Source organism: Mycobacterium intracellulare ATCC 13950 (genome assembly GCF_000277125.1).
In the GTDB taxonomy this organism is placed as follows: domain Bacteria; phylum Actinomycetota; class Actinomycetes; order Mycobacteriales; family Mycobacteriaceae; genus Mycobacterium; species Mycobacterium intracellulare.
The window spans coordinates 2,126,113-2,143,296 of the sequence record NC_016946.1 but is presented as its reverse complement, the minus strand read 5'-3'; the positions used below and the strand labels follow the sequence as shown (position 1 = coordinate 2,143,296).

Genomic DNA, 17,184 nt, shown 5'->3' with positions numbered 1-17,184 from the left:
GCCTAGTGAAGCTGGAGGATCGAGTCGACGACCACGCCGGCGGCGCCGGCCGCGGCGGTGATCGCCAGTGTCACCCAGTCCGCGAGCTTCGGACGTCCGGGAGCGGCCGAGAGCTGACCGATTCCGCCACGGGCGGTGATCGCATCGCCCATTTCGTCGGCGCGCCGCAACGTCACAACGATTGCCGCGGTGAGCAAGTCGATCATGTCCCGCGCCTGCTGGCGCCGGCGCGCCCGGCGGCTGCGCGGAGTCTCGTTGGGACGCAGGCGCCGGGCGGCGTAGAGCACCTGGAACTCTTCGATCAACATCGGGAAGGCGCGCAGCGCGAGCGCCAGGGCAACCGCCCATTCGTCGCTCGGGATCCGCAACCACCGCAAGGGCCGGCCCAAAGCGGCCAGCGCCGGCCCCATTTCGGCGACGTTGGTGGTCCAGGACAGCATCGCCCCCAACCCGATCAACACGATCGACAGCGCGGTGACCCGCACGAAGTGCAACGTGCCGCCCAGCCCGATATGCACGCCGGCAATCGAGACCACGGGGCTTCCGGCGCCGAGAGCGGCGGTGATGCCGCCCACCGCGAGGACGATCCATATCCAGCGCCGCGGCGAGGGCAGCGCGCCGCGGGGAATGTGCGCGAGCCGGGCCGCCGTGATCAGCAACACCAACATCAGCCCGACGCTCGCCCAACCCGGGTAGAAGGTCAGCAGTATCGAGACGCCCAGCACCACCAACAGTTTGGTGCCGGCCCACAGTTCGTGAATTTTCGACGTTCCGGGCACCGGCACCAGCAGGACGACCGGCCGGGGAGTGCGCCGTGTTTTTCCCTTCGCCGACTTGGCGTCCGCGGGCGCGGTCATGGCATGCCCCCCGCCGCCGTCGACGCCGTCTCGAGCACGCCGTTGCGCAGATACAGGGATCGCGGGCAGAGCTCCTCCAGCCCGACGATGTCGTGGGAGATGACCACCAGCGTCAAACCTCGTTCCCTGCGCAGGTTTTCCAGCAGCCGCAGCAGGCCCCGCTGACTGCCGACGTCCAATCCCGCCAGTGGTTCGTCGAGGACGAGCGCCCGCGGGGAACGGGCCAGCAGCCCGGCCAGCACGACACGGCGCATCTGGCCGCCACTGAGTTGATCGATGCGCCGCGTGCCCATCGCCGGGTCCAGGCCGACCGATATCAGCGCCTCGGCCACCCGATCTTTGTCATGATGCGAAAAGCCCGCTGCGGAAGCGACTTCGGCGTCGACGTGGTCGCGCATCAGCTGCAACCGGGCCGACTGGAACGAGAGCGCGACCTCCCCGACGTGCTCGTGGGTGGGCTCGCCGTCGATCAGGCAGGTACCGCTGGTCGGAGTCGTCAACCCCGCCATGATCCACGCCAAGGTCGATTTGCCCGACCCGTTGCCGCCGTGGATCAACACCCCGTCACCCTGCTCGACCACGAAGCTGACATCGCGCAGGGCGACCTTGGCCCACGGTGTGCCGCTGGCGTATTCGTGGCTGACGTCGACAAGCTCGAGCACCGGCGTGCGCGACGGGGCCGCGACGTGAGGCGTCTGGGCGTGGGTGGCCGGGGTCTCGGCCTTGGCGGTGTTATCCGGTGAATCGCTGAGCCTGATGATGCGGTCGGCGGAGGCGGCCTCGTTGTCGTAGTGGGTGATGTGCACCAAGGCGCTCTGGTGGCGTTTCGCAAGACCAGAGAGCACGCCCAGCAACGCATCTCGCCCCTGCTGGTCGACCATCGTGGTGACCTCGTCGGCGATGAGCAACGCCGGATCGCGCGCCAGCGCCGCCGCGAGCGCAAGGCGCTGCAGCTCTCCGCCGGACAGGCTGCCGGTGTCGCGCTCGGCAAGTCCCTCGAGCCCGACCTCGCGCAGCAATCCGCCCACATCGATCTCCGCCCCCGGCGGCAAACCCCACACCACGTCGTCGGCGACGCGCGTGCCCAGAACTTGACTTTTGGGGTGCTGCAAGACAATTGCGGTGCCGCCCATTTCGCCCAGCCCCACCGCGCCGGGGCGGTCGATGGTTCCCGACGTCGGCTCCCGGCCGGCCAGCATCAACATCAACGTGGTCTTGCCCGAACCGTTGGCCCCGGTCACGGCGATGTGTTCGCCGGCCTGGACGGCGAGGCTGATCTCGCGCAGCGCGTCCCGGTCGGCGCCGGGATACCGGAACGACACCTTGTCAAGCCGCACGGGGACCGGCCCCACCGGAGCACTGCCAGCACCCTCGGAGACGTCCAACTTGTGCACGTCGGGAATCTTGCGCATTCGCTCCAGGAGGCGAGACAGCGCCGACCAGCTGATGAACGAAACGATGACGACCAACAAGACCATGTACGGGAAAATCAGTAGCTGCCAGTGGTGTATCCCGTTGGCGACGTATCGCTTCAAAGCGTCGCCCACGCCCGGCAGGTGTACCCAATTCAGGAATGCCGCGACCCCGTTGGCATTGGCGGTGATGACGTCGAAGAACAGCTGCCGCAGCCGCGTCAGCACCGCCAGGACCGCGACCCACCCGGCGCCCCACAGGACTCCGGCGATCAACGACAAGAAGGCGACCGTCGGCGTGCCCCGGCCCTTGCGCTTGACGATTCCGCACAGTCCGCCGACCCAGGCGCAGTCGACGAGCATGAACAGGCTGCCCAGTCCGGCGATCAAAAAGGCGATCACCCCGCCGGCTACGGTCGCGGCCATCAGGGCGCGGGGGCGGTAGCGGTAGGCCAGCAATCCCATGGGCACGGTGCCCAGCACGCCCAACCCCTGCGCGAATGGGATTACCGCGGCGAGGATCTCGATCGCCGCGCAGAGGGCCCCCATGACCGCGGCCTGTGCCAACTCATTCGGACGCAGGGCCCCTTCCCCGGGTTGCCGAATACGCAGCAAGGTCACTTGGGCGATTCTGCCAGTCCCGCGAGGGGGTGTCCGCTGAAGAAGGGTTTTGGCGCGGCACGCCTGGTCGCTTAGCCCTCGCTTAGCAAAGCTATGCAACCATGGGTACATGGACAATGTCGTCGACACCGCAAAGCTCGAGGGAGCGCAGGGGCTGGGGGCCGATCTGCTCGCCGTGGTCGCGCGGCTCAACCGCCTCGCCACCCAGCGCATCCAGATGCCGCTGCCGGCCGCGCAGGCAAGGCTGCTGGCCACCATCGAAGTTCACGGCGAAGCCCGAATCGGTGACCTCGCCGCCGTCGATCACTGTTCGCAACCGACGATGACAACGCAGGTGCGTCGCCTCGAGGAAGCGGGTCTGGTGACCCGCATGGTCGACCCGGGAGACGCGCGCGCCGTCCGCATCCGCATCACCGCCGAGGGCAGGCGCACCCTCAACGCGGTCCGGGCCGACCGCGCCGCCGCGATCGAACCCCAATTGGCGCTGCTCGACGCCGGTGACCGCCAGGTGTTGATGCAAGCGGTCGACGTGTTGCGCCGCCTGCTCGACGATGCCTCCCTGGCCACCTCGCTCGCGGGCCGCCGTACCTCGCTGTGAACGTCACAATGCTGGAGAGCGGACCGCGAGCGCGGGTAGACACGTAACCGAACGGGCGACCGGCGCCTGACGGCGAGACCCAATCGAGCTGACCGGTGACGAAAGGTGGCGGCCATGCCGACCGAGGCTTCGGCCGTTCCGGCCTCCCCGCTGACCGTGTGGGCCGGACCGAGCAGGTATGTCTTTTCGCCGGGACGCGACGTGCTCGTCGGCTATGGCCCGGGCTGCGACATCCCGCTGGAGCGCATCGGAAGTCCCGCGCCGCCACCCGCGCCCCATCCGGATGTGGTGCTCCGGTTCACCGGGGCCCAGTGGGTGGCCATCGATCTGAGCCACCGCGGCATCTTCCTCGACGGATTTCGCGTGCCGACGGTCGAGATCCGCGACGGCCTGGGGATCACCATCGGCGATCCCCAGCACGGCCCGCGGCTGATTTTCCAGCTCGCGCCCGCCCCCGCCGCACCGGGACACCCGCCGCCCGGCGGGCCCGATCCGCGGGTCCCCACCCAAAGCGCCACCCAGCGCATGCCCGTGGTGGCGCCCCCACCGACGCCGGCGCCCCCACCCCCGCCAGTAACGCCGCATCCCGCGGCGCCCCCTCCCTTTCAGCCTCCGGTCGCACCGACGCACCCGCCCGTCGCACCGCCCGAACAACCAAAAGGCCCGGGCCTGATCGAGCGGGTGATCACCTCGAAGCTGCGCGCCCAGCGCCCCTCCATTCGCAGCGACGAGGCCAACTCCACCTTCCGTCTGCCGCTGCGAACCGCGGCCCGCACCACCGGGGTGACTGCGTACCAGCTGGGCCTTGCCGTCGACGGGCGGCAGATCCTGTCGGACATCTCGTTCGCGGCACGTCCCGGCACCATGACCGCCGTCATCGGGCCCTCCGCCGCGCGCAATTCCGCGCTGCTGGCCGTGCTGGCCGGCACCAGGGCACCCAGCTCCGGGCGCGCCACCGTCGATGGACACGACGTGCACGCCGAACTGCAAGCCATGCGCAGCCGCATCGGGATCGTCGCGCGTGACGACCGGCTGCACCGCCAGCTCACGGTCGAACAGGCCGTGCAGTACGCCGCCGAACTCCGGCTGCCACCGGAGGCCTCGGCCGAGCAGCGCGAGCGGGTGGTCGGCCAGGTGCTCGACGAGCTCGACCTGACGCCGCACCGCACCACCCGGATCCGCAAGCTCGCCCCCGAGGTGCGCCGGTGCGCCGCCCTGGCGATCGAGCTGATCACGCGGCCGAGCCTGCTCGTGGTCGACGAACCCACCGCCGGGCTGGACCCGGCGCAACAGCGCCACGTCATGGCGGTGCTGCGGCGCCAGGCCAATATCGGCTGTGTCGTTGTCGTCGCGATCTCGGCGCGCGCGCTCACCGACGTCGACACGTGCGATCAGGTGCTGGTACTCACCGGGGCGGGCAAGGTCGCGTACCTGGGCACCCCCCTCGACGCCGGATCCGCCATGGGCACCACCGACTGGTCGCAACTCCTCGCCCGGGTGAGCGCCGATCCCGACGGAACGCACGCCGCGTTCCGCGCGCGGCCGCAGCCGTTGACCGCCCCGCCCGAGGTCGCCGCACCGTGGACGCCGCCGGCCGGGCTGCCCCGGCGCCGCCAGATCCGGTTGCTGGCCCGACGGGAGGTCCGCCTGCTCCTGGCCCATCGCAGCTACTTCGCGTTCCTGGCGATCCTGCCGTTCGTGCTGGCGGGGCTGACGCTGCTGATCCCGGGCGACGCAGGCCTGACGCGTCCCGGGCCGGGCGGCGCCAACGGGCACGAAGCCATCGAAATCCTCGCCGCCCTCAACGTCGGCGCGGTGATCCTGGGCACGGCCCTGACCATCCGCGCCCTGGTCCTCGAGCACCGCGTCTTCCGCCGGGAACAACAGGTAGGACTGTCCGCGCCGGCCTACCTGGCCGCCAAGCTCACGGTGTACGCGCTGGCCGCCGCCCTGTGGACCGCCGTCATGTTCGCGATCGTCGTCGCCGTGCGGGGCGGACCGGCGGGCGACGCCGCGTTGCTGCGCAACGCCACGGTCGAGCTCTACGTCACCGCGGCGGCCACCGCGATCGTGTCCGCGGTGATCGGCCTCACCCTCTCGGCGCTGGGCACCGCGCTCCGGCAAGTCCTACCGCTGGTGGTCCCGGTGATCCTGGCGTCCGCGCTCTTCAACGGGAGCCTGGTGCAGCTGGTGAGCCTGTGGGGATTGCAGCAGATCAGCTGGTTCGTCCCGGCCCAATGGGGTTTCGCGGCCTCGGCGTCCACGGTGAATCTGCGCAGGACCGACGCGCTGGCCGCCAACGTCTTGACGTGGACCCACTACAGCGGCTGGTGGGTCTTCGACATGGTGATGCTCGGCCTGTTCGGTGCCGTCGCGGCCGGGTTCACGCTCTACCGGCTGCGCTCGCCGCTGCCCGGCGAGCACCGCCCACCGGTCCGCGGCACCTGAACCGTCGTTCTTGTTCCCCGCGGCGCGAGCCGCGCATTACTGTCGGCTTATGGCGCCACAAAAGACAAGCACCGCAGAACATCTCCGCAACGCGCTGGACGGCCGGTGGCGTGACGTCAGAAACCGGATGCGGACGACGCTGACCGAGGACCTGTTCCGCCCGCACTACACCCCCAACACGGTGATCGCCCGCACCAAAGTGGCGGAGCAGATGAGGATCATGGCGGCGTTCGGCGCGGCCGCCGACAGCTTCCGCAAAGAACATGGCGGCACCGGCGACGTCGGCGCGGCGATCACGATGATCGAGATGCTGGCGATGTCGGACCTCTCGCTGATGGTGAAGGCCGGGGTGCAGTGGGGGCTGTTCGGCGGTGCCGTGGAGAACCTGGGCACCGAGCGCCACCACGAGACCTACGTGCCCAAGATCATCAGCCTGGAATTGCGCGGCTGTTTCGCGATGACCGAGACCGGGCACGGCAGCGACGTGCAGTCGCTGGAGACCACCGCGACCTACGACGCCGAGACGCAGGAGTTCGTCATCGACTCCCCCACCCCGTCGGCGCGCAAGGACTACATCGGGGGCGCGGCCGAAACCGCAACCATGGCAGCGGTTTTCGCGCAACTGATCACCACCGAGGACGGCAAGCCGGTCAATCACGGCGTGCACTGCGTGCTGGTCCCGATCCGCGACGAGGACGGCAACGACCTGCCCGGGATCACCACGTCGGACTGCGAATACAAGGGCGGGCTGCCCGGGGTGGACAACGGCCGCATCGTGTTCGACCACGTTCGCGTCCCGCGGGTGAACCTGTTGAACAAGTACGGCGATGTCGCCCCCGACGGCACCTACAGCTCGCCGATCGAGAACCCCAACCGCCGGTTCTTCACCATGCTGGGCACTTTGGTGCGCGGCCGGATCACCGTGGGCGGCAGCGCCGGCGCCGCCGGCCGGGTGGCGCTGGACATCGCGACCCGGTATGCGTTGCAGCGCAGGCAGTTCAGCGCCCCCGACGACGGTTCCGAGGTGCTGATCATGGACTACCTGGTGCACCAGCGGCGGCTGTTCCCGCTGATCGCGAAGTCCTACGCCCTGCAGTTCGCGCAGAACGAACTGGTCAGCAAATGTCATGACGTCCAGAGCGCCGACGCACCCGACGCCGACGAGCAACGCGAGCTCGAAGCCCGCGCGGCCGGGCTAAAGGCCGCCAACACCTGGCATGCCAGCCGCGCGATCCAGGAATCCCGCGAGGCGTGCGGCGGCGCGGGCTACATGGCCGAGAACAGGTTGATCGGGCTGCGCGGTGACACCGACGTCTTCACCACGTTCGAGGGCGACAATCACGTGCTGACCCAGCTGGTGGCCAAGGAACTGCTGACCGCGTACGCCGACGACATCAAGAGCATGAGCCCGGTCGAATGGGTGCGCTTTGCCGCCAACACCGTCGGTGAACGCGTCATCAAACGCACTGCGGCGGAAGCGATTATCCAAACGATCGTGGACTCCCGCCAGGACAGCGAGGAAGAGGGCAGCCTGTTCAATCGCGGCACGCAGATCAAGATGTTCGAAGACCGCGAGGAATACCTGCTGGCGTCGGTGGCGCGCCGGCTGCAGGCGAAATCCAAAGAGATGTCGGAATTCGACGCGTTCAACTCGGTGCAGGACCACGTGCTGCACGCGGCGAGCGCCCACATCGACCGCGTGGTGCTCGAAGCGTTCGTCGCCGGGATCGACGGCTGCGCGAACGAGGAGGCCCGCGAGCTGTTGGGGATCCTGTGCGACCTGTACGCGTTGTCGGTGATCGAGGACGACAAGGCGTGGTACATCGAGCACCGGTACCTGTCCACCGAGCGCGCCAAGGCCGTCACGCGGGGAATCAACGACCGCTGCCGGGCGCTGCGCCCGCACGCCGCGACACTGGTCGACGGCTTCGGGGTTCCCGAGCAACTGCGTTACGCCGAGATGCTGCACCCGGAGAACTTGGCGGACGCCGTCACAAGCTGACAGGCGAAGCCGATCGGCGTCGTCGAAGCCCTTGGCCCGACGGGTTATTGGTTGGGAACCTTGCCGACGGTTTGCAGCTTGCCGTCCGGGCCGATCCGGAACTTCACCGTCCCGATCCCGCTGGGACAGCACAGCTGATCATTTCCCTTCTGCCACTGGTACTGAACGGTCACGGTGTCATCCGAGGGAGGCAGCACGGTGATGTACGGCTTTGGGTTCGGGGTGGCGGTCCCGAGCGGCCTGTTGTGGTCGAAGAAGAGCAGCTGCTGGGGAGTCGACTCATTCGCGATCGTGGGGATGATCTGCACCCACGACAACCGGCAGTTGCGGGTATGGCCGCGCCCGATTTCAACCCAGATGGTGCCGGGGATCGCGATGGGGACCGCGGTGATCGCCTGGCGCACGGTGTCGGCGGTCGGCCCGTCGGAGGCCTTGCAGGTGTCGGGCTTGGCCTGCGGTGGCGTGGGCGCTTTGCCGCCGCAACCACAGGCCAGCAAAACCAGCACGATCACAGTGAGCCGACGCACGCGGTGAGCTTAGCGAAGACTGTGAATGTTCCGTCGGTTTGGTCGGAAAGCCCGTTCTGAGAAGCGTCGTGCGGGGTGCGCGACGTAACCTCGTGCGGGGCGGGTGGTCAACGGTGACCTGCGGTAACGCGATCCCCCGCCGCGAATTCCCCCGGCGATTTCACATTGGCGTGTCGGCCGGTGAGAGAAGAAAGTAAACGGGGGGAAATTTCGGGGAGCGGCGGCGAAACATGCCTGCTCCACAATGAACTCACTCGATACGGAGCTAACCCGTACGCACTCGACGGAGGGACGTGAGCGTGGCCACGGAGTCCATGGCGGAGGAGAACGCCGTGAACACCATGTGCGCGTATTGCGGCGTCGGTTGCGGCATGGTGTTGCAGATCACAACGGACCCGGAAACGGGTCGCGGTCACGTCACCAAGTCGGTTGGCAACAAAGAACATCCGGCCAACTTCGGCCGGCTGTGCACCAAGGGCGCCACCACCGCGGACATGCTGGGCGCCCCCGGCCGCATGGACTCGGCGTACGTGCGCACCGATCGCGGCGAACCGCTGCAGGCCATCGACACGGATCAGGCGATCACCCAGTGCGCGAGACGGTTACGGGCGATCATCGACGAACACGGCGCGGACGCGTTCGCGATGTACGTGTCCGGCCAGATGTCCATCGAGGCGCAGTACCTGGCGAACAAGCTGACCAAGGGGTTCATCGGCACCAACCAGATCGAGTCGAACTCGCGACTGTGCATGGCCAGTGCGGGTTCTGGCTACAAGCTTTCGCTGGGCGCCGACGGCCCCCCGGGTTCGTATCAGGACTTCGAACACGCCGACGTCTTCTTCGTCATCGGCGCCAACATGGCGGACTGCCACCCGATCCTTTTCCTGCGCATGATGGACCGCGTCAAGGCCGGCGCAAAACTGATCGTCGTCGACCCGCGCCGCACGGCGACCGCCGACAAGGCGGACCTCTTCCTGCAGATCGCCCCGGGGTCGGATCTGGCGCTGCTCAATGGCCTGCTGCACCTGATCGTCGAGAACGGCCACACCGACCCCGAATTCATCGCCGAGTTCACCGAGGGCTGGGAGGTGATGCCCAGCTTCCTGGCGCAGTACACCCCCGCCAAGGTCAGCGAAATATCCGGCATCCCCGAAGACGACATCCGCGCCGCGGCCCAGATGATCGGCGAGGCCGACAATTTCGTGAGCTGCTGGACGATGGGGCTCAACCAGAGCACCCACGGCACCTGGAACACCAACGCCATCTGCAACCTGCATCTGGCCACTGGGGCCATCTGCAAGCCCGGCAGCGGTCCCTTCTCCCTCACCGGGCAGCCCAACGCGATGGGTGGCCGCGAGATGGGTTACATGGGACCGGGCCTGCCGGGGCAGCGGTCGGTCGCCTCGGCCGAGGACCGCGAGTTCGTCGAAGACCTGTGGGGCGTCCCCCGCGGAACGCTGCGCACCGAGGTCGGCACCGGCACCATCGACATGTTCTCCCGAATGGCCGCCGGACAGATCAAGGCGTGCTGGATCGTCTGCACCAATCCCGTTGCCTCCGTTGCCAACCGCAAGACGGTGCTGGCCGGACTGGAGCGCGCCGAATTGGTGATGGTCCAGGACGCGTTCCTCGAGACGGAGACCACCGAATACGCCGACGTGTTATTGCCAGCGGCCCTGTGGGCGGAGTCTGAGGGGGTGATGGTCAATTCCGAGCGCAACATGACGCTGTTCCAGCCGGCGGTCCCCGCACCGAGTCACGCGATGCCGGACTGGCAAATCATCGCCCGGATCGCCTGCGAGATGGGCTTTTCGGAGGCGTTCAGTTACGACTCCGCCGAGGAGGTCTTCGAGGAAATCAAGCGGTTCTCGAACCCGAAGACCGGTTACGACCTGCGCGGGATCAGCTACGAGCGGTTGCGCCGGAGTCCGGTGCAGTGGCCGTGCGCGCCGGACAGCGAGGCCGATCGCAACCCGATCCGCTATCTGAACGACGGTGTCAGCCAATCACAGTTGGTCCGCGACGACGGCACGGTGCCGCGACTGGCCTTTCCGACCCCGAGCGGCCGTGCGGCGTTCTTCGCCCGCCCGCACCTGCTGCCCGAGGAGATGCCGGACGACGACTACCCGTTCCTGCTGAACACCGGCCGGCTGCCGCACCAATGGCACACCATGACCAAGACCGGCAAGGTCGCCAAGCTCAACAAGCTCAACCCCGGACCGTTCGTCGAGATCCACCCCGACGACGCCGCGAGGCTTGATATCGCCGACGACGATCCGATCGAAATCGCTTCTCGCCGCGGCCGCGCGGTGCTGCCCGCGGTCGTCAGCGATCGGGTGCGTCCGGGCAACTGCTTCGCGCCGTTCCACTGGAACGATGCCTTCGGCGAGTACCTGTCGATCAACGCCGTCACCAACGACGCCGTCGACCCGATCTCGAACCAGCCCGAATTCAAGGCGTGCGCCGTCACCTTGACGAAAGTAGCTGTCTCCCAACCCGATCCGGACACCACGACGACGGCGAACACCGACGCACCGGACGCCGCGGCCAGGGAGGTACGAGAAATCAGCGTGCCCCAACTCGACACCCTGGGCGAATTGCTCGGCGTCACAACACTGCCCAAGCCGGAATTCAACGAACTCGGCCGCGCCTACCTCGCCGGGATGCTGACCGGGCTCCGCTCGGACGCCGGCCGCCGCGCCGCCGGGGTGCCGACCTTGCCGCCGAGCGCGCCGTTCGATTCCGGCACCCGGTTGTGGGTGGACGGCCTACTGGCGGGATTGTTCTCGCGCGCCGACGGACCCAAGCCGGTGGCGCTGCCCGTGGCGCCCCCATCGGCTCCGGCGCCGGCCGTTGGGCAGCCGCCCGTCGCGCCGGCCGGCCCCCCACCCGCGCCCGAGCGCGCTCCCGTCGTGGTGCTGTGGGCGTCGCAGACGGGGACTGCGGAGGAGCTCGCCGCCGACATCGCCGCCCGACTGGCCGACGCCAAGCTGCCGGTCTCATTGCACAGCATGGACGACTTCCCGGTGGCCGAGCTGACGAAAACGCGGGAGCTATTGCTCATCACCAGCACCACCGGTGACGGCGACGCGCCCGACAACGGTGCCGGCCTGTGGCGGGCGCTGACGTCCGAGACCGCGCCGCGATTCACCGATACCCGCTACGCCGTGCTCGCGCTGGGCGACTCCAATTACGACGACTTCTGCGGCCACGGACGCAATCTCGACGCGCGGCTCGCCGAGCTGGGCGCGACCCGCCTCACCGGCCGGGTCGACTGCGAACCCGACTACGACGACTCCGCGGCGAAGTGGCTTGGCGACATCATCGACGCCCTGACCCGGACCCCCACCTCCGTCGGTGGCGACGGCAGGGCGGCGGCGCCGGCCCGCGCCTCCACGGTGGTGGCGCCGTCGCGCCCGGGCCCGCCCGCGCCGAGCACGTACAGCAAGAAGCATCCGCTGATCACCGGCATGGTCCGCAACACCGTGCTGAGTCGGCCGAAATCGGCAAAAGACGTGCGGCACTTGGTTTTCGACCTGCCGGAAGAAACCGTGACCTACGAGGCCGGTGACGCGCTCGGGGTGTGGCCGCGCAACAGCGACCAGCTGGTCGACGAATGGCTGTCCGTCACCGGGCTGGACGCGCAGACACCCGTCGAGGTCGGCGAGCACGGGCTGATGTCGTTGCGCTCGGCGCTGACCGAGCGCATCGAAATCGCCCACATCAGCCGGGACCTGGTGCGGTTCGTGCAGGAGCGCACGGGCGATGCGAAACTCGCGGAGCTGCTGAAGCCGGAAAACAAGCGCGCCCTGGCGGATTGGTCGTGGGGCCGGCAATCCATCGACCTGCTGGCGCAGCTGCCGGTCATCGCGTCGGCCCACGAGTGGCTGCGAGTGCTCAAACGCCTTCAGCCGCGGCTGTACTCGATCTCATCGAGCCCGAAAGAGTGCCCGGGCGAGGTTCACCTGACGGTCTCACCGGTGCGCTACAACTTCCAGGGCGTCCCGCGCCGCGGGGTGTGTTCGACCTACCTCGCCGACCGTTCCCCTGGCGATCGAGTCGCCGTGTACCTGCAGTCGTCGAGCAATTTCCGCCCGCCGAGCGACCCGGACACGCCGATGATCATGATCGGTCCGGGCACCGGCATCGCGCCCTTCCGCGGCTTTCTGCAGGAGCGGCGCGCGCTCGGCCACACCGGACCCAACTGGTTGTTCTTCGGCGAGCAACATGCCGCCACCGACTACTACTACCGCGACGAACTCGAACAGATGCGTGACGACGGCTTTCTCACCGAGTTGGACCTCGCGTTCTCCCGGGACCAGCAGCAAAAGGTCTACGTGCAGCACCTGATGCGCAACCGCGGCGCGCAGCTGTGGAGCTGGTTGCAGGACGGCGCCCAGCTCTACGTCTGCGGCACCGCCGACCCGATGGCCAAGGACGTCGACCGCGCGCTGTGCGACATCGCGGCCGAATTCGGCAACCTCGACCCGGACGCGGCGCAGGCGTACGTGCAAGGGCTCAGCGCCGACAAGCGCTACCACCGCGACGTCTACTAGCGCCGATCCGCCGCTGACATCGAACTTGTAATACGGCGGAAACATCGCGCATCCGCCGATGAAACATCCGCGTCGCACCATGCACTCAGAAGGTCGCGCACCTGAAGGGGTCGTCGTATGACTCGGGACTGTGATGGACCCGATCGGGTCCTCGAGAACGGCTGCCCGCTGCGATGCCGCCTACGACGCGTCGGCGTGACGGAGGAGCGGGTGGATTGGGCGGGGCTGCCCGTCAACCTGGACTTCGCGTTCTCGCGCGATCAGCGCGACAAGGTTTACGCCCAGCACCTGATGCGCAGGCGCTTGTGCGTCTGCGAGATCGCCGCCGAGCAGGCTCCTTTGGCTGCGACGAAACAAAACCTCGAATATTCCTGAATCCCTTGGGTTCACGAAACCGTGGCTTTGGCTGGCCGTCCGCGCCGGAGCTATAAGGGCAACATCGGGGCGACGCAAGGTTTTCATTCACGCCGACCCTAATCGTGCTTGACAGATTGGGATTTCAAATTCTGGTTAGACTCTGCGGGTGACAAACAGGCCGTCGTCATACCTGGTGTTGGCGTCGCAGCGCAGCGGCAGCACGCTGCTGGTCGAATCGCTGCGCGCGACCGGCGTGGCCGGCGAGCCGCAGGAGTTCTTTCAGTATTTGCCGGCCACCAGCCAGTCGCCACAGCCACGGGAGTGGTTCGCCGGCGTCGACGACGAGTCGATCCTGAATCTGCTTGACCCGCTGGACGCCGGGACCCCGGACCTCGCGCCGCCCGAGATCTGGCGCGCCTACATCCGTACGGTCGGACGGACGCCGAACGGGGTGTGGGGCGGCAAGCTGATGTGGAACCAGACACCGCTGCTGCTCGACCGCGCCAAGAACCTGCCGGACCGAAGCGGCGACGGCCTGCTCGCGGCCATCCGCGACGTGGTGGGCGAAGACCCGCTACTGATTCACGTCTACCGGCCCGACGTGATTTCGCAGGCGGTGTCCTTCTGGCGCGCGGTGCAGACCCGCGTCTGGCGGGGCAGGCCCGACCCGGCCCGCGACGCACGCGCCACCTACCACGCCGGGGCGATCGCTCACGTGGTCACCATGCTGCGCGCGCAAGAAGAGGGCTGGCGGAACTGGTTCGCCCAGGAGGGCATCACGCCCATGGAGATTCCGTATCCGGTGTTGTGGCGCAACCTCACCCAGGTGGTGGCCTCCATCCTCGAGGCGCTGGGTCTCGACCCGCAGCTGGCGCCGGAGCCGGTGCTCGAACGCCAGGCCGACCATCGCTCCGACGAGTGGGTGGACCGCTACCGTGCCGACGCCGAGAAGCGCGGCCTGCCAACCTGATCGACCGCCCCGGGCGAGCTAAATTCTGCCCGAGTCAATCACTTGGACGCGCCGGACCCACGGGCCACGATTCCCCTCAACGGGATGCGGCTGCGCAAGCCGCCACTGTCGCCCGGGGAGTCGCGTGAGGAGTGGCCATCGTGGGTGAGGGCGTGCCAGAGGACGACGCGCTGCGGGGACCGCGCTGGACCGCGAGGCTCGGCGCGATATCGGTGGACTGGTGGGCGACCGCGGTGGCCGGCGCCATCGTCGCGCTGGCGGTGGCCGACGTGCTTCCGAAGGTTCCGTGGTGACCGGCGTGAGCACGGTGCGCGTCGAGCCCGGCGAAGCATCTGCCGAAACCACGTTCACCAGTACCCGTCCGCTCGACTATGTCCCGGGCATCCTGCTGCTGATCGGCGTCGGGGTGCTGGGCAAGTACGCCCAGATCTGGTGGAACGCGCTGGCCAAACACGAGCACTGGACGGTGCCCGACATCGAATACGTGTTGTGGGCGATCGTGATTGGGCTGCTCATCACCAATACCGTTGGCCTGCACCCGATCTTTCGCTCCGGCGTGCTGACCTACGAATTCTGGCTCAAGGTCGGCATCGTGGCGCTCGGTTCGCGTTTCGTGCTGGGCGACATCGCCAAGCTCGGCGGGATCAGCCTGGTGCAGATCCTGGTGGACATGACGATCGCGGGGACGATCATCATCGTCGTGGCCCGCGCGTTCGGGTTGTCGGGCAAGCTCGGCTCGTTGTTGGCGATCGGCACGTCGATCTGCGGGGTGTCGGCGATCGTGGCGGCCAAGGGCGCGATCCGGGCCCGCAATTCCGATGTCAGCTACGCGATCGCGGCGATCCTGGCGCTGGGCGCGGTGTCACTGTTCGTGTTGCCGCCGCTGGGCCACGCGATCGGGCTCACCGATCACGAATTCGGTTTGTGGGCAGGGCTTTCCGTGGACAACACCGCCGAAACCACCGCCACGGGCTACCTGTACTCCGACCACGCCGGCAAGATCGCGGTGCTGGTGAAGTCGACCCGCAACGCGCTGATCGGTTTCGTCGTGCTGGGCTTCGCGCTGTATTGGGCCGCGCGCGGGCAGGCCGACGAGATCGCGCGGGGCGCCAATGCCAAGGCCGCGTTCGTCTGGAACAAATTCCCGAAATTCGTGCTCGGCTTCCTGGCGGTGTCGGCGATCGCCACCGCCGGCTGGCTGACCAAAGGCCAAACCGCCAACCTCGCCAACGTGTCGAAATGGGCGTTCCTGCTGACCTTTGCTGGCGTGGGCCTCAACACCGATATCCGTCAGATCGCGCGCACCGGCTGGCGCCCGCTGGTCGTCGCGGTCATCGGGCTGACGGTCGTCGCCACCGTCTCCCTCGGCATCGTGCTGCTGACGTCGCGGCTGCTCGGGTGGGGTGTCAGCGCCTAGGCACGGCGCCGACACATGCGGAGACCCTCGCGCCGAGCCGATCGAAGCGATGACCAGCCCAGACGGCGCGGATCCCGGCTGAGCCCAACGGGCGAAAACCTCGCCTGTCCTATAGTGGACGCATGCAACACTCCGTACAGCTGCGCTTTGTCCCGTCGCGCGTCGCGGACTGTTCGTGTCGCTGTTGTTGATCCGCACGCCTCTGACACTGTAGAAATCCGCGCGCTAGCCCATGTCAGGGCGGTTTCGGTGTATTTGTCCGGCGGCGTCAAGACGCGGGCTCACGGAGATTTTCAGGAAAATTAGCGACCGATGACCGTATCGTCCGAGCCGATTCACGCCCTGGCGGGAGCTAGCCGCAGCGGCCCTGATCAGGCTCGACTCGATTATGCGGCGCTAGCCATCCCGACCGAGATGAACATAGAGTTCGATATTAGCTGGCAGGCTGAGAGGCCTGGTCCTACATCGTTGGAGACAAAAGGTAGATGAGCATCGCCGAGAACGTCACGGAACTGATCGGAAACACCCCGCTGGTCCGGCTCAACAGGGTCACCGACGGTGCGGTCGCCGACGTCGTCGCCAAGCTGGAATTCTTCAACCCGGGAAACAGCGTCAAGGACCGCATCGGGGTCGCGATGATCGACGCGGCCGAAAAGGCGGGCGTGATCAAGCCGGACACGATCATTCTCGAACCGACGAGCGGGAACACCGGCATCGCGCTGGCGCTGGTGGCGGCCGCACGCGGCTACCGCTGCGTGTTGACCATGCCGGAGACGATGAGCGTCGAGCGGCGAATGTTGTTGCGCGCGTTGGGCGCCGAGATCGTCTTGACACCCGGTCCGGAGGGCATGCCGGGCGCCATCGCCAAGGCCGAGGAATTGGCCAAGAGCGACCAACGGTACTTCGTGCCGCAGCAGTTCGAGAACCCGGCCAACCCCGAAATCCACCGTAAGACAACGGCGGAGGAAGTCTGGCGCGACACCGACGGCAAGGTGGACATCTTCGTCGCCGGGGTCGGGACCGGCGGCACCCTCACCGGGGTGGCTCAGGTCATCAAAGAACGTAAGCCCTCCGCACAATTCATCGCCGTCGAGCCGGAGGGGTCCCCGGTGCTCTCCGGTGGACAGAAAGGGCCGCACCCCATCCAGGGCCTCGGCGCCGGTTTCGTCCCGCCGGTGCTGGCGATGGATCTGGTGGACGAGGTCATCACCGTCGGCAACGAAGAGTCGATGACGTTGGCCCGGCGGCTGGCCGCCGAAGAGGGACTGCTGGTCGGCATCTCCTCGGGGGCCGCGCTGGCGGCCGCGCTGAAGGTCGCCCGCCGCCCGGAAAACGCCGGAAAGCTCATCGTCGTCGTGCTGCCCGACTTCGGCGAGCGCTACCTGAGCACGCCGCTGTTCGCCGACCTGGCCGATTAGT

The 17,184-nt window shown here is 67.8% G+C and carries 12 protein-coding genes; 9 read left to right on the top strand and 3 right to left on the bottom strand.

The features are described from left to right. Window positions 1-2: 2 nt before the first annotated feature. On the bottom strand, window positions 3-857 hold the full coding sequence (locus tag OCU_RS35020) for a CbiQ family ECF transporter T component (RefSeq protein WP_008255659.1): 855 nt from the start codon (window positions 855-857) through the stop codon (window positions 3-5). After that, window positions 854-2,890: an ATP-binding cassette domain-containing protein gene (locus tag OCU_RS35015; RefSeq protein ID WP_225331931.1), complete on the bottom strand. Its 2,037-nt coding sequence runs from the start codon at window positions 2,888-2,890 to the stop codon at window positions 854-856. Before OCU_RS35015 ends, OCU_RS35020 begins: the two co-directional genes overlap by 4 nt. Before the next feature lie 109 nt (window positions 2,891-2,999). On the opposite strand from OCU_RS35015, the gene OCU_RS35010 reads away from it, so the two are divergent. The 3 genes from OCU_RS35010 (at window position 3,000) to OCU_RS35000 (ending at window position 7,938) form a co-directional block, all read left to right on the top strand. Then, window positions 3,000-3,488 (top strand): MarR family winged helix-turn-helix transcriptional regulator, encoded by a 489-nt coding sequence (locus OCU_RS35010; protein ID WP_009954612.1) that lies wholly within the window; start codon window positions 3,000-3,002, stop codon window positions 3,486-3,488. A gap of 114 nt (window positions 3,489-3,602) precedes the next feature. Continuing rightward, a complete protein-coding gene (locus tag OCU_RS35005) occupies window positions 3,603-5,936 on the top strand; it encodes an ATP-binding cassette domain-containing protein (protein WP_041787185.1) in 2,334 nt (777 codons plus the stop codon). Between the two features lie 49 nt (window positions 5,937-5,985). After that, a complete protein-coding gene (locus OCU_RS35000; protein WP_014379818.1) occupies window positions 5,986-7,938 on the top strand; it encodes an acyl-CoA dehydrogenase family protein in 1,953 nt (650 codons plus the stop codon). Between the two features lie 44 nt (window positions 7,939-7,982). Here OCU_RS35000 and OCU_RS34995 read toward each other — a convergent pair whose 3' ends face one another. Further along, entirely contained in the window at window positions 7,983-8,450 is a 468-nt protein-coding gene (locus tag OCU_RS34995; protein WP_008255654.1) for an LppP/LprE family lipoprotein, read from the bottom strand. A gap of 329 nt (window positions 8,451-8,779) precedes the next feature. Between OCU_RS34995 and OCU_RS34990 the strand changes: the two genes are divergently transcribed. The 6 genes from OCU_RS34990 (at window position 8,780) to cysK (ending at window position 17,183) form a co-directional block, all read left to right on the top strand. Continuing rightward, on the top strand, window positions 8,780-13,021 hold the full coding sequence (locus tag OCU_RS34990) for a bifunctional nitrate reductase/sulfite reductase flavoprotein subunit alpha (protein WP_014379817.1): 4,242 nt from the start codon (window positions 8,780-8,782) through the stop codon (window positions 13,019-13,021). Window positions 13,022-13,138: 117 nt separating this feature from the next. Further along, a complete protein-coding gene (locus tag OCU_RS34985) occupies window positions 13,139-13,396 on the top strand; it encodes a hypothetical protein (RefSeq protein ID WP_369798898.1) in 258 nt (85 codons plus the stop codon). A 148-nt stretch (window positions 13,397-13,544) separates the two neighbouring features. Then, entirely contained in the window at window positions 13,545-14,348 is an 804-nt protein-coding gene (gene stf0, locus OCU_RS34980) for a trehalose 2-sulfotransferase (protein ID WP_008255650.1), read from the top strand. Window positions 14,349-14,488: 140 nt separating this feature from the next. Further along, window positions 14,489-14,641, top strand: a complete 153-nt coding sequence (locus tag OCU_RS51320; protein ID WP_162130882.1) for a hypothetical protein — start codon at window positions 14,489-14,491, stop codon at window positions 14,639-14,641. Further along, the gene (locus OCU_RS34975; RefSeq protein ID WP_008255648.1) at window positions 14,635-15,765 is read left to right on the top strand and encodes a YeiH family protein; all 1,131 of its coding nucleotides are present in this window, start codon (window positions 14,635-14,637) and stop codon (window positions 15,763-15,765) included. Before OCU_RS51320 ends, OCU_RS34975 begins: the two co-directional genes overlap by 7 nt. 485 nt (window positions 15,766-16,250) lie before the next feature. Further along, complete coding sequence (gene cysK / locus OCU_RS34970; protein ID WP_008255646.1) at window positions 16,251-17,183, top strand: cysteine synthase A; 933 nt, start codon at window positions 16,251-16,253, stop codon at window positions 17,181-17,183. Window position 17,184: the final 1 nt, after the last annotated feature.

Coding starts and splice junctions, on each gene's coding strand:
- cysK (WP_008255646.1), top strand. CDS start 16,251: ATGAGCATCGCCGAGAACGTCACGGAACTGATCGGAAACACCCCGCTG.
- OCU_RS35000 (WP_014379818.1), top strand. CDS start 5,986: ATGGCGCCACAAAAGACAAGCACCGCAGAACATCTCCGCAACGCGCTG.
- OCU_RS34985 (WP_369798898.1), top strand. CDS start 13,139: ATGACTCGGGACTGTGATGGACCCGATCGGGTCCTCGAGAACGGCTGC.
- OCU_RS35020 (WP_008255659.1), bottom strand. CDS start 857: ATGACCGCGCCCGCGGACGCCAAGTCGGCGAAGGGAAAAACACGGCGC.
- OCU_RS35010 (WP_009954612.1), top strand. CDS start 3,000: ATGGACAATGTCGTCGACACCGCAAAGCTCGAGGGAGCGCAGGGGCTG.
- OCU_RS35005 (WP_041787185.1), top strand. CDS start 3,603: ATGCCGACCGAGGCTTCGGCCGTTCCGGCCTCCCCGCTGACCGTGTGG.
- OCU_RS34990 (WP_014379817.1), top strand. CDS start 8,780: ATGGCGGAGGAGAACGCCGTGAACACCATGTGCGCGTATTGCGGCGTC.